The sequence below is a fragment of the Psychromonas sp. genome, assembly GCF_047632955.1.
Classification (GTDB): Bacteria; Pseudomonadota; Gammaproteobacteria; order Enterobacterales; family Psychromonadaceae; genus Psychromonas.
Genome location: NZ_JBLIED010000013.1, coordinates 78124 through 93295, shown reverse-complemented (window position 1 = coordinate 93295; position 15172 = coordinate 78124). Strand labels below are relative to the sequence as shown.

General features: G+C 40.4%; 16 protein-coding genes. 15 read left to right on the top strand and 1 reads right to left on the bottom strand.

Translation table 11 applies throughout. The annotated features are described in order from the left end of the window. The 12 genes from ACJAZP_RS10230 to rpoS all read left to right on the top strand — a co-directional run. Positions 1-866 (top strand): fructose-specific PTS transporter subunit EIIC (locus ACJAZP_RS10230; RefSeq protein WP_415230640.1); only part of this gene is annotated, 866 nt, incomplete at its 5' end. A 961-nt stretch (positions 867-1827) separates the two neighbouring features. Beyond that, a complete protein-coding gene (locus ACJAZP_RS10225) occupies positions 1828-2898 on the top strand; it encodes a porin (RefSeq protein WP_415230639.1) in 1071 nt (356 codons plus the stop codon). 470 nt (positions 2899-3368) lie between these two features. After that, positions 3369-5006, top strand: a complete 1638-nt coding sequence (locus ACJAZP_RS10220) for a CTP synthase (RefSeq protein WP_415230638.1) — start codon at positions 3369-3371, stop codon at positions 5004-5006. A 110-nt stretch (positions 5007-5116) separates the two neighbouring features. After that, complete coding sequence (eno, locus tag ACJAZP_RS10215) at positions 5117-6424, top strand: phosphopyruvate hydratase (RefSeq protein ID WP_415230637.1); 1308 nt, start codon at positions 5117-5119, stop codon at positions 6422-6424. Positions 6425-6650: 226 nt separating this feature from the next. Next, positions 6651-7214, top strand: coding sequence for a phosphopyruvate hydratase (locus ACJAZP_RS10210; RefSeq protein WP_415230636.1), 564 nt, complete (start codon positions 6651-6653; stop codon positions 7212-7214). A gap of 155 nt (positions 7215-7369) precedes the next feature. Continuing rightward, a complete protein-coding gene (gene ftsB, locus ACJAZP_RS10205; protein WP_415230635.1) occupies positions 7370-7648 on the top strand; it encodes a cell division protein FtsB in 279 nt (92 codons plus the stop codon). Between the two features lie 3 nt (positions 7649-7651). Beyond that, positions 7652-8353: a 2-C-methyl-D-erythritol 4-phosphate cytidylyltransferase gene (gene ispD, locus ACJAZP_RS10200; RefSeq protein ID WP_415230634.1), complete on the top strand. Its 702-nt coding sequence runs from the start codon at positions 7652-7654 to the stop codon at positions 8351-8353. 175 nt (positions 8354-8528) lie between these two features. After that, complete coding sequence (ispF, locus tag ACJAZP_RS10195; RefSeq protein ID WP_415230633.1) at positions 8529-9011, top strand: 2-C-methyl-D-erythritol 2,4-cyclodiphosphate synthase; 483 nt, start codon at positions 8529-8531, stop codon at positions 9009-9011. Continuing rightward, positions 9008-10042: a tRNA pseudouridine(13) synthase TruD gene (gene truD / locus ACJAZP_RS10190; protein WP_415230632.1), complete on the top strand. Its 1035-nt coding sequence runs from the start codon at positions 9008-9010 to the stop codon at positions 10040-10042. Before ispF ends, truD begins: the two co-directional genes overlap by 4 nt. Next, on the top strand, positions 10042-10779 hold the full coding sequence (gene surE, locus ACJAZP_RS10185) for a 5'/3'-nucleotidase SurE (protein ID WP_415230631.1): 738 nt from the start codon (positions 10042-10044) through the stop codon (positions 10777-10779). Before truD ends, surE begins: the two co-directional genes overlap by 1 nt. Before the next feature lie 574 nt (positions 10780-11353). Beyond that, entirely contained in the window at positions 11354-11998 is a 645-nt protein-coding gene (locus tag ACJAZP_RS10180) for a peptidoglycan DD-metalloendopeptidase family protein (RefSeq protein ID WP_415230630.1), read from the top strand. A gap of 129 nt (positions 11999-12127) precedes the next feature. Beyond that, positions 12128-13090, top strand: coding sequence for an RNA polymerase sigma factor RpoS (gene rpoS / locus ACJAZP_RS10175; RefSeq protein WP_415230629.1), 963 nt, complete (start codon positions 12128-12130; stop codon positions 13088-13090). A gap of 60 nt (positions 13091-13150) precedes the next feature. On the opposite strand, the gene ACJAZP_RS10170 is transcribed toward rpoS, so the two are convergent. Then, the gene (locus ACJAZP_RS10170; protein ID WP_415230628.1) at positions 13151-13348 is read right to left on the bottom strand and encodes a DUF3545 family protein; all 198 of its coding nucleotides are present in this window, start codon (positions 13346-13348) and stop codon (positions 13151-13153) included. A gap of 298 nt (positions 13349-13646) precedes the next feature. Here ACJAZP_RS10170 and ACJAZP_RS10165 point away from each other — a divergent pair, with 298 nt between their 5' ends. From ACJAZP_RS10165 to ACJAZP_RS10155, 3 genes are read left to right on the top strand one after another with little or no spacing between them, the layout of a single operon-like run. Continuing rightward, positions 13647-14174, top strand: coding sequence for a GspH/FimT family pseudopilin (locus tag ACJAZP_RS10165; protein WP_415230627.1), 528 nt, complete (start codon positions 13647-13649; stop codon positions 14172-14174). Then, complete coding sequence (locus tag ACJAZP_RS10160) at positions 14168-14779, top strand: prepilin-type N-terminal cleavage/methylation domain-containing protein (RefSeq protein ID WP_415230626.1); 612 nt, start codon at positions 14168-14170, stop codon at positions 14777-14779. The genes ACJAZP_RS10165 and ACJAZP_RS10160 overlap by 7 nt, the downstream gene beginning before the upstream one ends. Positions 14780-14827: 48 nt before the next feature. Further along, a complete protein-coding gene (locus ACJAZP_RS10155; protein WP_415230625.1) occupies positions 14828-15160 on the top strand; it encodes an NGG1p interacting factor NIF3 in 333 nt (110 codons plus the stop codon). Positions 15161-15172: the final 12 nt, after the last annotated feature.

Genomic DNA, 15172 nt, shown 5'->3' with positions numbered 1-15172 from the left:
TGATTTGTGTGCTTGCCGCATTTACTGCTTACGGTATGGTCGGTAAACCAGGTTTAGCACCCGGCTTCGTCGGTGGATTTGTTGCCGTGGGTGGTACTTTCGGTCATCTAACCATTGAAAGTGGTGGCTTCATCGGTGGTCTTGTTGCAGGTGCAGCGGCCGCATTATTTGTTATGCTTGTCCGTCAAATCAAGGTACCGCAAGTACTGGAAGCGGTTAAGCTGATTGTTATTACGCCGCTTATTGCCGGCGTACTAACCATTCTCTTCATGCTTGTTGGCCCTGGTAAGTTCTTTGCATTCCTCAATACTTCATTGTCTTTTTGGTTAAACGCAATGAGCGGTTCGAACTTACTTATCCTGGGTTTCATTCTGGGCTGTATGTCTAACCTTGATATGGGCGGTCCGGTTAACAAAGCCGCCTACCTCTTCTGTATCGGTGCCGGTGCTAACGGTAATACCGAGTTCTATGCAGCCTTTACAGCCGCTAAATGTATTCCGGGTATGTCGCTTGGTATCATGACCTTTGTATTCCCTAAACTGTTCGACGAAGAAGACCGTCTTGCAGGTCCATCTACAGGTATCTTAGGTTTCTGCGGTATCACAGAAGGTGCAATACCTTACGCTGTTAAAGATCCAATCAGTATCATTCCAGCACACATGATTGGCGGTGGTATTGCAGCAGCGCTTATTCTTTCATCTAAAATCCAGATCGGTACCATTGCAGGTGGCGCGGTATTTATGCTGCCGGTTATCAGCGAACCTCTGGCATGGTTGGCATACTTTGTAATCGGTGTCGCAGTGTCAATGACGCTCACCGTCGCGATTAAGATGTTGAGAAAAGGAAAAACAGTTCAGACTATCTAATTATTAAACCGACATCCACTGATGTGGATACCGGTTTAATAACACCGAATTGATCACTTTGTTTCAGTTCACTTAATACCCATCCCATCGGATGGGTATTTTTATTTTAAGAGCCGTCACCCCAAGCGGCTTTAGCCTTTACTCCCTTCAATTAAATTTATTTTAGTGCCTGATAAACCTCACCCTAGCACGCTTATTGAAGTGTCCCGAGTAGAGAGCAAAGCTAAAAAAGCAGGTGATGTTCAACGCTTTTATATGCAGATTGGCAGCATGATATTGACGATAATGAAGACCTTCATATTTAGAATTTTGCTTTCATCGACAATTCAGATCTTATTCGTAATGACTATCGACCGGATAATTTTAAATATCAATCCATAGGGATGAATATCAGTTGCAGTTTTACTTCCTGCTGTGGTTTTTTGTATTGATTTGTATTTATCTATGCGCAATAAAATAAGCATTTGTTCTTAAATTGTGTTTTCAGTGGACGCACTTTAAACCTGCCATAAAAAATACCCCCATAGAAGTCATTTTTATGATCCGTGTAAACTTTAACTTAAAGTTCAGGGTTGATTTAAATACCATTTAAAAACAAAAGGTCGAAATTTATAAATACAATTTAAATACAATTTAACAAAGTGAGATTGTGATCACGGTTTGCCCACAGCCCAGTGAGAGTCGTGTCACGGTTTATTTGTATCTTATAGGTATGATACATATTACTGGCGGATAGTCGGTTTTTTCAAGATGATGACAGGCTAACTTAGCTGTGTTTAAAAAAGCTCTCAATAAATTATTAACGTTTGCTGGATGGCAAAACAGTGAATTATACAGAGTAAATAAATCTCCTTATTACTAAATAAGGATCAAGTGGATTTACTCAACATTAAGCGCAGAGCATAACGCCGTTATGCTGTATTGCCCGCGCCTTTAACTAAAAAAGACAGGTATGGAAACTATGAAAAAAACATTACTAGCAGTCGCGATTCCAGCACTTTTATTTGCTAATGCAACAACAGCGGTTGAATTATATAATGATGGCGTGAATACATTCGCTGTCGGCGGGCATATCACCGTCGGTTTGGATGTTCCGGAAGAAGCTGATGCTACCCTGAATTCATTATCGCCACGTTTAAATGTTGAAGCGACGCGTGATTTAGGTGAAGGTTTTAAGCTGGATCTTCGCAGTGAATGGTGGGTAAATGTACTCGACGGCGGTGCTGAAACATTTACCACACGTTTAGGTTACATCGGGCTTACTCATGACGTCTACGGCCGCGCAGTAGCGGGTACTCAATGGTCTCCATACTACAGTGTTGCCGGCATTGCCGAAAGAACGGTTTCATTCGGTAACGGGTTTTTATACAACAACCATTACAACCTTGGTACAGCACGTGCAGAAAAAATGGTGAGTTACAGCAACAAACTGGATTTTGATGCTGCAGGACAGCTTAAATTTGGTCTGGGCTGGCAAGGTAAGCACACTGATAGTGTAACTACTATCGAGTTAGTCGATGCTGATGTTAACCTAACTGATTTCGCTCAAGTGACAAAGACAGATGAATACGATACGCGTCTGCAGGCGGCATTAACCTATCAGATAATGGACTTCTCCATTGGTTATGCATACAACACCGGCGATGTTAACTATTCATCTGTTGGCAGCGATCAAAAAGCGCTATCACAGGCAGTGTCTGCAAAATATGGTGCTTACGGCAAAGGGTTATATGTAGCTGCGGTTTACGCGGATAACGAATATATGTATAACGCGCTTGCAGAAACAACGCAAATGGAAGCAATTGTAGCTTATGCCTTAGCAAACAGCCTGAATTTCAGCGGCAACTATGAAGCCGTTGAAGATGGTAAACTCAGCGCTACCGTCTACAGCCAACTTGCATTTAATATCGAATACAATTTTCTTGATAACGTCAGAGGTTATGCAGGTTACCAATTTGATTTAGGCGGCGACGGTGTTTACGATACTGAAAAAGACAATCAGTTCGCACTTGGTGTACGTGTTTACCTGTAAACAAAATTATATTGTGCGTTTAATAACCCTGCGATGATATTGATTAACAGCGCTTTTTAAACTCAGATAATATTAAAGGCGGTTTTGAATGCAGTTACGCGTCCAAGACCGTTTTTCTAATGTTATTTGATAGCAGCCGATGACCCCTAATTATCTTATTCAGCAGGCAATTGCAGAACCTCAAAGTCTTTAGTTTTCAGCGGAAATTGACTAAATGTAGAAAAACAAAAAAAGTAAAGTATGTTTTAGCTTGCAGCCCAAATGAAATTAATAGAAAAGATTGTCGAAAATGCGCGGTCTTGCTATACTGCATTCCCATCTAAATGCTCTAAATTCTCATTTTAAAATTACAGTAGATTACCTCCATATTATTAACATCAGTTATTTTGTAAGCTGGTGATTTTGTGCGTTTGTATTTTTTTTGTTAAAGATGAGTTTCTTTTTTACATTCTTAAATTCTCAGGGTTACTATGACTACAAAATATATTTTCGTAACTGGTGGTGTTGTTTCATCACTCGGTAAAGGTATCGCAGCAGGTTCACTGGCTGCTATTCTAGAAGCACGTGGTCTGGATGTCACCATTCTGAAACTAGATCCTTATATTAATGTAGACCCTGGCACCATGAGTCCAATACAACACGGTGAAGTTTTTGTAACCGACGACGGTGCAGAAACGGATCTCGATTTAGGGCATTACGAGCGTTACATTCGCACTCGAATGACTAAACGTAATAACTTTACGACGGGTCGTGTTTATTCTGAAGTGATGGCTAAAGAACGTCGTGGTGACTACCTTGGCGCAACCATTCAGGTTATTCCGCATATTACTAACGAGATTCAAGAACGTATTATTGCCGGTGGTAAAGACCATGATATTGCAATTGTTGAACTTGGTGGTACGGTAGGTGATATTGAATCACAACCTTTTTTGGAAGCGATTCGTCAGCTGGGTCTGAAAGTCGGCCGTGACAGTGTTATCTACATGCACCTGACCCTGTTACCTTATCTAAAAACAGCCGGTGAAGTTAAAACTAAACCAACGCAGCATTCCGTCAAAGAGTTGCGCAGTTTAGGTATTCAGCCGGACATCTTAGTTTGCCGCTCGGAAGTTAATATTCCCGTTAATGAACGGGTGAAGATCGCGTTATTTTGTAATGTCACCGAAAAATCCGTGATTTTATTACGCGATGTTGATTCTATCTATAAAATTCCTGCTTTGTTAAAAGCGCAGGGCCTTGATGAGATTTGTGTAAAACGTTTCGGTCTTGACTGCCCGGAAGCTGACTTAAGTGAATGGGCACAAGTGGTTTCTGAAGAAGCGAATACCTCAAGTGAAGTCGTTATCGGCATGGTCGGTAAATATACTGAACTGCCGGATGCTTATAAATCTGTCAATGAAGCGCTTAAACATGGCGGCCTGAAAAACGCTGCTTCGGTAAAAATAAAGTACATAGACTCGCAGGATGTTGAAGTGAGAGGTGTCTCTATCTTAGAAGGTGTTGATGCGATTTTAGTCCCGGGCGGTTTTGGTGAACGCGGTGTTGAAGGTAAAATTCTCGCGGCTCAATATGCCCGTGAAAACAAAATACCTTATTTAGGAATCTGTTTAGGTATGCAGGTTGCGATCATTGAGTTTGCACGAAATGTCGCCGGTCTTAAAAATGCACATTCAACAGAATTTGAACCTGGCTGTGAACAACCTGTTGTTGGCTTGATCACCGAGTGGATTGATAAAACCGGTGAAGTTGAACAACGCACTGAAAATTCTGATTTAGGGGGGACTATGCGCGTTGGTGCACAGCTTTGCCACCTTAAAAAAGGCTCTAAAGTTTTTGACATGTACGGCACTAAAGAAATATTTGAACGCCACCGTCACCGCTATGAGGTAAATAATAACTTATTACCTATCTTAGAGAAAGCGGGACTGGTAGTTACCGGTTTATCTGCAGATAAAAAATTAGTCGAAATTATTGAGATTCCAAATCATCCCTGGTTCGTTGCTGCTCAATTCCACCCTGAGTTCACATCAACACCGAGAGATGGGCACCCTCTATTTAAAGGCTTTATAAAATCTGCGATAGATCATCAACTAGGCCGATTTTCATAGTTTCTGTTGACCAGATCACTTTTATTTGTTAAAAAATGACGCATTAAAGTGATTTGGCATTATATAACCCGTTTTTAAACTTATTTTTTAATACAATTAAAGGAACAATTATGTCTACTATCGTAAAAGTACTTGGTCGTGAAATCATGGATTCACGTGGTAACCCGACTGTTGAAGCTGAAGTTCATTTAGCTGACGGTTCAATTGGTATGGCTGCTGCACCATCTGGCGCATCTACCGGTTCTCGTGAAGCACTAGAACTGCGTGACGGTGATAAAGCGCGTTACTTAGGTAAAGGTGTTCTTAAAGCAGTTGCTGCTGTTAATGGCCCAATCGCTGAAGCGCTAATGGGTAAAGATGCTACTGCTCAAGCTGAACTTGATCAAATCATGATTGATTTAGATGGTACTGAAAACAAAGCTAAATTTGGCGCAAACGGTATCCTAGCTGTTTCTCTAGCAGCAGCAAAAGCGGCTGCAGTATCTAAAAAAATGCCTTTGTATGCGTACATTGCTGAACTTAACGGTACTCCAGGTGTTTACTCTATGCCGCTTCCAATGATGAATATCATCAATGGTGGTGAACATGCTGATAACTCTGTAGACATCCAAGAATTCATGATTCAACCTGTTGGCGCATCTACATTCCGTGAAGGTCTACGCATGGGTGCTGAAGTTTTCCACAGCCTTGCTAAAGTACTTAAAGCTGACGGTCACTCAACTGCCGTTGGTGATGAAGGTGGTTTCGCTCCAAACCTTCCATCTAACGCTGCTGCACTTGCTGCAATCAAAGTTGCTGTTGCAAATGCAGGTTACGAGCTAGGTAAAGACATCACTCTAGCAATGGATTGTGCTGCATCTGAGTTCTACAACAAAGAAACCGGTAATTACGAGCTTAAAGGTGAAGGTAAAACTTTTACTGCTAAAGAGTTCAACTACTTCCTTGAAGATCTTGTTAATCAATACCCAATCGTTTCTATCGAAGATGGTCTTGACGAGTCTGACTGGGATGGTTTCAAACACCAAACTGAACTACTAGGTGATAAAATTCAACTAGTAGGTGACGATTTATTCGTTACAAACACTAAGATTCTTGCTCGTGGTATCAAAGAAGGTATTACTAACTCTATCTTAATCAAATTCAACCAAATCGGTTCTTTAACTGAAACACTTGCTGCAATCAAAATGGCTAAAGATGCAGGCTTCACTGCTGTTATCTCTCACCGTTCTGGTGAAACAGAAGATTCTACAATTGCAGATCTTGCTGTTGGTACTGCTGCTGGTCAAATCAAAACAGGTTCATTAAGCCGTTCTGACCGTGTTGCTAAATACAACCAACTTCTACGTATTGAAGAAGCTCTAGGCGCTAAAGCACCTTACAATGGTCTTAAAGAAGTTAAAGGTACTTTTAACTTCTAATTTAAACTAACTCAGTTTGAATAATAATCCTCACTTCGGTGGGGATTTTTTTTTGCCTGAAGAAAAGCCATCTGCTATCGAGCTACGAGCTGTCGAGCTGATGGCTCGATGCTCAAAGGGTTTGGGAGAATTTAGTGGCTAGATCATTTATTCGCGAAAGGATAAAGAGTAGACTACGCCCTCTTTAAAGCATAATGTAACTGTGATATTGCAGTAGGAAATGAGCATGGAATTATTAGTAGAAGTATTAGGCTGGACAAGTGTTCTTTTTTATATCTTATTATTGGTTTTTAATGGCATGAAAGGTGTGCGTATTGCTTCTTTTCTTTCTGTTGCTAATGATGTCCTTTGGGGGTTTTTGATCGGTGTTATGCCTAAGGTACTGCTCAACTTAGTGGTTGGTGGTGTTACTTTATATCGTTATGCTTGTGATTTTACTAATACGCCTAAAAAACTTATTAACCTGTTGTTAATACTGATGTTGGTTGGCATTGCTTATTTTGCCAATTTTGCAGTTAATAGTTATCTGGAAAATCCTTCCGCAGGATTGTTACTAACCTGGGTTGATTTCGCAGTGATATTAAGCGCATTAAGCATGAAACGTATTCGCTTATTTCAAATTTTGATGCTTAGCTCGGCGGTAATTGGCGGTTATGCCTATTACCTGCTTGGTATTGAGCAGATGGTGGTGATTAAAACAATTGTGGGTATACTGACAAGTTATAAAGTTTTTATTCGCCCGGTTTTTCCACAACTTGAAAACAAGCTGCTATTTTGGAAAGTGGTTTAACAGTTAAATTAAGTCATTAAAAATAATAACCTGTAGATCCTTGTCTTTTGATGGGGATTTTTTTTAGTGGTTAGCGTGCGTTTTAATTTAACGCTTAATATGTGAGAATAACTTTCTATTAATCTTATCCGCTTTACTTTGGAACCTATGCTTTTATGCGTTTATTTGTGTTTTTTATGCTCTGCTTGCTGGTTTTGTTACAATATCATCTCTGGTTTGGAAAAAACGGATTACGGGACAGACATCGTTTACAGGACGAAGTTGTCCTTATTTTGGAAAATAAGAGCGAATTAAGACAACGTAATCTGATGATGTTTTCTGAAATAAAAGATCTCAAAGAGGGTACGGACGCAATAGAAGAGCGTGCGCGCAATGAGTTAGGTTTAGTGAAAGAGGGTGAGACTTTTTTCCGTATTGTGCCAAAAGAAGATTAATAAATGAGTCGATTAAGCTTAAATGCAGTGATTGCCGCCGCCGGTATTGGCAAACGTGTCGGGGCCACTATCCCGAAACAATATCTGCCTCTGTCAGGTAAAACAATTATAGAACACAGCATAGAGCCTTTTTTGAACCACCCTGATATACAAAAGGTGATTGTTTCTATTGCAGAGAATGATTTATGGTTTGCGCAGCTGCCGGTTGCCAAAAATTATAAAGTAAAAGTGGTTATTGGCGGAAAAGAGCGGGTTGATTCGGTATTATGCGCATTAAAGGTACTGCCGAGCGAGGGCTATGTTTTGGTGCATGATGCCGCGCGCCCGTGCATTACAAGTACCGATATCGATAAACTTATCAATGCTGCTGTGCAATCAAAACATGGCGCAATTCTGGGGACGCGGGTACGCGATACCATGAAACGCAGTGACCCCGCTGGTCATATCACCCATACTGTCTGTCGACAAAATCTTTGGCATGCTCTGACACCGCAAATGTTTGAAAATAAAGTATTAATTAATGCGATAGAAAGTGCTGAATTTCCACAACAGATCACCGATGAAGCATCGGCAATGGAAATGGCAGGGTTAACGGTGGCCATCATTGAAGGGCGCAGTGACAATTTAAAAGTCACGCGAGAAGAAGACTTAATACTCGCTGAGTTGTATTTATCATCATCAACATCAATATCAACAAGCAAATAATAAAGGGTACGTATCGGACGTGATTTTGATGTACACAAATTTGCTGGGCAGGGTCCGATAACTGTTGAACGGCGCAGTGACAATTTAAAAGTCACGCGAGAAGAAGACTTAATACTCGCTGAGTTGTATTTATCATCATCATTATCATCAACAAGCAAATAATAAAGGGTAATTTATGATCCGTATCGGACATGGTTTTGATGTGCACAAATTTGGTGGGCAAGGACCGATAACAATAGCCGGAGTGAAGATTCCCCATACCAAGGGATTAATTGCACATTCCGACGGTGATGTTGCTTTACATGCGCTATGTGACGCGCTGTTAGGCGCATTAGCATTAGGTGATATCGGCCGTCACTTTCCGGACAATGACCCTCAGTATGCTGGGATTGACAGCCGCAAATTATTGACAGAAGTTTTTCTGCAGGCCAAAGCGCGCGGTTATCAAATTGGCAATATAGATCTGACTATTGTTGCTGAGCAGCCTAAGATGGCGGCATTTATTGCACAGATGTGCCTAGAGATTTCACGACTGCTGGAAACTGAAAGGCAAAATGTAAATGTCAAAGCGACAACTACAGAAAAACTAGGTGCGATTGGGCGCAGTGAAGGAATTGCTGCGCATGCTGTTGTTTTATTAATTAAGAAAAATATATGACTGAAGAAGAAAAACAAGTATTTAAGTTAGATTTTAATTATCTGTATGGCGCGCCGCAAAGTTTTGGAGTATTTAAACAGTCATGTGAAGACTTTAACGTTGAAGAGAACCTCGGGTTTGAATTAACGGGTGAGGGGGAGCATGTTTGTTTATGGGTGCAAAAAGTTGGCGAAAATACGGCTTATCTAGCACGAGAGTTGGCCAAGTTTGCGGCTATCCCGGCTAAAAATGTCAGCTACGCAGGCCTTAAAGATCGTCAGGGTGATACTAAGCAGTGGTTTTCATTACATATTCCAGGAAAGATAACACCTGATTTTAGTACCTTTGCATCGCCCGGTGTGACTATTCTTAAGGTTGTCCGTCATAATAAAAAAATTAAAATAGGGGCATTAGCGGGTAATAGCTTTGCTATTGTTATCCGTGAAATTAGTGATAAAAGTGCAATGGAAAAAGCATTATTGCAGGTGCAGGCGGGTGTGCCAAATTATTATGGCGCACAGCGTTTTGGTTTTGACGGGCACAATGTTAATGCGGCATTAACAATGTTCCGCGGACGTAAAATTAAAGACCGTTTTAAACGCAGTATTTATTTAAGTGCGGCCCGAAGTTACCTGTTTAATCAGGTGATTTCTGCACGTGTCAAAGATGATTTATATGATAAACCGCTTCTGGGCGACTGTGTACAGTTTGTGGGTAACCGCTCGTTTTTCCCGCTAACTGAACTTGATGAGCAGACTAAACAGCGCTTACAAAACCGTGAAGTTTGTTTGACTGCCCCTTTGTGGGGAGCGGGTGAGTTGACTTCATTGGATGATGCTAAACAATATGAAAGTGATCTGTTAACCCCTTATCATGAGATTCAAGCGGGACTTGCTAAAAATGGTTTGAAACAGGAACGCCGTCCGCTGTTATTGGTGCCTGAAAAATTCTCATCAACCTGGTTGGATCAAAATACGGTCAGAGTTGAGTTTTATTTACCCTCTGGTTGTTATGCAACCAGTGTGCTTCGTGAATTGATAAAGGCGAGCTGATGACCCTATTAATAAGTAATGATGATGGTGTTTATGCACCGGGTTTAAACGCGTTGTATGATGCTCTAAAAGAGCTTGCCGATGTCAAGGTTGTTGCGCCTGAACGAAATCATAGTGGTGCGAGTAACGCACTTACATTAGAAAATCCATTACGCCTTCAATATTTAGACAATGGCTTTATAGCGGTAAGCGGGACGCCGACGGATTGTGTGCATTTAGCGCTTAATGAAATCTGCATAACGGCGCCTAAATTAGTTGTGTCTGGGATTAATCACGGCGCCAATATGGGTGATGATGTGCTCTATTCGGGGACCGTTGCCGCCGCAATGGAGGGGCGATTTTTAGGGCTGCCGGCTATTGCACTCTCCCTGGCGGGCAAAACACATTTTGAAAGTGCTGCCTTTTATGCAAATCAATTGGTTGGCAAGTTATTAGCCTCGCCTTTATCGGCAGATCAAGTGCTTAATGTGAATGTACCGGATCTGCCTTTAGAAGAGATTAAAGGCATTAAAATAACCCGCTTAGGTAAACGCCACAAAGCGGAACTGATTGAAAAAAGTATTGATCCTAGAGGCCGGGAAATATTTTGGGTTGGTCCTCCCGGGAAGATTGCGGAGGCAGGTGAGGGCACTGATTTTCATGCTATTGAAAATGGATATGTATCAATCACTCCCCTGAAGATTGATTTAACCGCGACTGAGCAGTTATCTGATCTGACAAACTGGATCGAAAAGTAACCGTTATGGCGCGCATTTTTATGTGATAAAATAAAAAAACATAATTTAAGTATTACAAAAATGCTTGCTGTTGACTAACGGGAGGGGGCTCTTTTTAATAATATTAGCCAGCAGGTATGATCCTCTTTGTTATTACAACTTGCTTTTTATCAACCGCTTAACTGCTCTGAGTTATGTGTTTAGCGGCTGGTTTTCTTCAGTTTATTTTTAAGTCTATATTTAGGTTTTCTTTTCAGCCACAGCTGTAACATTATTAGGAGGATAGAAGATGCAGTCTAATCCCGGCAAGTATGCTGATTTTAAAAATTGGCGGATAACTTTTTTTAGCGCCCTTTTATGCTTTGCAGCTGAGAACTAATTACCTGTGAAAATTTTAGCCTTTCTGTTAGTTACTTTCGGTTTAAGCGGTTGTGCATCTTCACAGGGGCCTTCTCCTGTTTCCGAGATAACGGGGAACGCTCATTATCGATCCATCAAGCAGGAAACCTCGAGCATAACCGCGAAAAGCTATCGAGTACAAAAAGGTGATACCTTATTTTCTATTTCGTGGCGGGCTAATCTTAATGTTAATGATTTGGCTAAATATAACCAATTATCTGCACCTTATATTATTATGCCAGGGCAAAGGTTAAATTTAACTGCTTATAATAGGAATACTGTTTCTGCTAGAAAACCTGCAGTAAAAACAGATTCTTCTTCACAAAAAAACAAAAAAACATCATGCACAGGTCAAAACTGCAGTAAAAACAGTAAAACAGCTATTGAACAAAAAAATCCGATCACATATTCTTCCCCTACGATAAAAACCGATGTAAAGATAACCAAGCCTAAAAAATCAAATGTCAAAATAAGCCATTGGCGATGGCCGGCAAAGGGGAAATTGACGGAAACTTTTGCTTCCTCACAGAATGGAATGAAAGGGATCAGCCTCTCAAACCAGCGGGGAACACCTATTTACACAGCAGCCTCCGGCGAGGTTGTTTACGCCGGTTCAGGTCTTCGAGGTTTTGGTAATTTAATTATCATAAAACATAATGATGATTATTTGAGTGCTTATGCGCATAATGAACAGCTGTTAGTAAGGGAAAAACAACAGGTAAAAGCAGGCCAAAAAATAGCAACAATGGGGGATAGTGGAGCAGATCGGGTGAAACTGCATTTTGAAATCCGTTATCAAGGAAAGTCTATCGATCCCTTGCGTTATTTACCTAAACGTTAATAGTTTTAGTTACTTAACATTATTTCATCAATGTAATAGCGTTTTTATGGGCAGATATTTTGTCACTATTTGTTTAAAATAACCGGTTTGTTGTAACTGTAGGTTAAGCTTTTTAAAGAGGATGTGGTTATGATTAAAGATTTAAAATCAGATAGCAAAAAAATACTACCTATTGATCTGGATGAAAGTGAAATTGCAGATGCAATTGATGAAGAAGACTTTATTGCAGCAAAGATAGCCGTCGCTACTGAATTGAAAAGCATGGATGCGACGCAACTTTATTTAGGTGAAATTGGTTTTTCACCACTATTAACGGCAGAAGAAGAGGTTTATTACGCCCGCCGTTCGCTACGCGGTGATGAAGTATCACGTAAACGCATGATAGAAAGTAATTTACGTCTGGTGGTGAAAATTTCCCGTCGTTATAATAATCGGGGACTGTCATTATTAGATTTAGTTGAAGAGGGTAATCTAGGGCTTATTCGCGCGGTTGAAAAATTTGATCCGGAAAAAGGGTTCCGTTTTTCAACCTATGCAACCTGGTGGATACGGCAAACGATTGAACGTGCGATAATGAATCAAACCCGTACTATTCGTTTGCCTATCCATATAGTAAAAAAATTAAATGTATATTTACGAACCGCCCGCGAATTAGCACATACCCTTACCCATGAGCCAACGGCTGAAGAGATCGCCGAAGTGCTGGGCGTACCCGCCAAAGAAGTATCAAAGATTTTAAAACTTAATGAACGTATTAGTTCTGTTGATATTCCCATCGGAAATAATTCTGATAAAGAGTTGTTGGATATTATTCCGGATCGAAAAGAAGCCTCACCGGAAAATGAACTGCAAGATCAGGATATAAAACTGCGTATTGTTAAGTGGTTAGAAGACCTTAATCCCAAACAACGCGAAGTATTAGCAAGACGATTTGGCCTGTTAGGTTATGAGGCTGCAACACTTGAAAATGTCGGTAAAGAGATAGGACTGACCCGCGAGCGTGTTCGGCAGATACAAGTAGAAGCGCTAAAATCTTTACGTGATGTACTCTCTGAACAGGGTTTATCAATCGAATCTTTGTTTCAAGTTTAACCTGAAAAAGGGCATTAAAAAACCGCATCTTTTGATGCGGTTTTTGACTCTGCTATGAATTTATAACCTAAGTTGAGCCCATTCGCTTAATGAAAAGTCAACGTCTAACCCCATCTCTCGCAACTCTCTTGATAACTTTTGTTGTGCTTTAATTGCTTCAATTTCACGCCATTTCCTTACTCTTGGAAGCTTTTTCTTGACCGTAAAAAAAAGAGTATTATCGGCAGGCATATCAGTATCAGTTTTACAGTATTGCATATCATTTTCCTCGTTATCACGGTTAGAGAATTTTGCACACCTTTACAATAAAGCTTTATTGTTACAATTTTGTGACATTAAAAAACTTTTTAATGTCACAAAATTATAACCTGAAGGTTATTAATAAAACCTAGGGTATGCCTAATAAACGAAGATAGGTACTTGATTACGACTCGGCTTACACTACGCTTTGTTGGTGCTAACGTTTTTTTGCAATGAACCTTTTGAAAAATAAACTACCCGCGCATTATATGACCTCCCTTTTTTGATAAAAAAGATGCTATTGATAGGTTTTTATATGGAAATTAAACATAACAATCATCGTGGTTTTACATTAATTGAGTTATTGGTTGCTCTGACGGTAATGATGATACTAGTCTCCGTTAGCGTTAGTAATTATGGGTCTATCTTTGCGCAGCGCGCGTTAATACAAAAAACGGAACAACTTTATTACTTTTTGCGTTTAGCAAAGACCCAGGCTATTCAGGATAACAAACAGATCTACGTGCATTTTTGTCAGCAGGGAAGTACTGATATTTGGAAGATGATAATGACCGATTCCGATAGCTGTGACTGCACCGCTATCAATAGCTGTTTGTTAAACGGTAACAATAAAGTTGAACAGTTAAGTGACGGTAAAAAGCTCTTTGCCGCGATAAATTTTAGCAGTCAGCAAGCCTCATATAAGCCAATGCGTTTCCACGTTAGTACCGGTAATGTCACCCTAAGTAATAATAACGGGGATCAATTAAAAGTGATCCAGTCGAGCATGCGTTTAAGGCTCTGTTCTCCTGATAAAGCTCAATTAGGATATGAACAATGTTAACCAACAAAAAAGGATTTTCATTAGTTGAACTAATGTTGTCGCTTCTGCTTGGCTCGGTACTGTTAGCAATGATTATTGGCCTGTATGTCAGCGCTGTTTCCTCCGGTTCAAAAAGTTTAAAATACTCACGTTTACGCACTGATTTGCAGTCTATTATGTCGATTATGGAAACTGATATCAGGCGAGCCGGATATGGAGGCCGTGATTTTTTAGTAGGGAGTGGCGGAACTAAAACCGTTGATTCACAAAATAGCGGGACATTAAACTGTATTGTTTATTCTTACAATCATAATGCTGCAGCCACTATTACTGATACCAATAGGATGGGCTTTAGATTTGTCGCTGCTGAGAATAAAATTCAATTTGGCTACGCCGTTGATCCTCTGGCAACTAATTGTTATTCAAAAGGTAACTGGACTTCACTTTCAGATAACCAGTTTATAAAAATAACGTCGCTTAATTTTGTTGAATCCGTTGTTTCCAGTGCAACGGCAAGCATCCGCAGTGTGAAGATTCATCTCTCTGGCGAGCTGGTCGCCGATGGCAGTTATAAGCATGCCATTAATACCAGAGTACAGGTCCGAAATATTGAGATTTCACTCTAAAGTTGATTGTATGTGATTCATACTGTTGTTGTCCGAAAGGGGATTTAAATGTACCAGTTGATTTTTTACGTACCAGTCTCACATCTGCAAAGCGTAAAAAACGCCTTATTTGAAGCAGGGGGCGGGCGCATCGGGCATTATGATTGTTGTGCATGGCAAACTCCGGGTGATGGCCAATTTCGCCCTCTTACTGCCAGTAATGCTTTTATTGGCAAAAAACATGAAATGACAAAAGTTGCTGAATATAAAGTTGAAATGGTCTGCTCAGCAGAGCATATTAAAGCGGCTTTACAAGCATTACTCAGCGCTCATCCCTACGAGACGCCCGCATACGGCGTCTTGGAAATAAAAACATTAAATGATTTTAATGTTCCTGCCTGAAGCGCTTGTGCT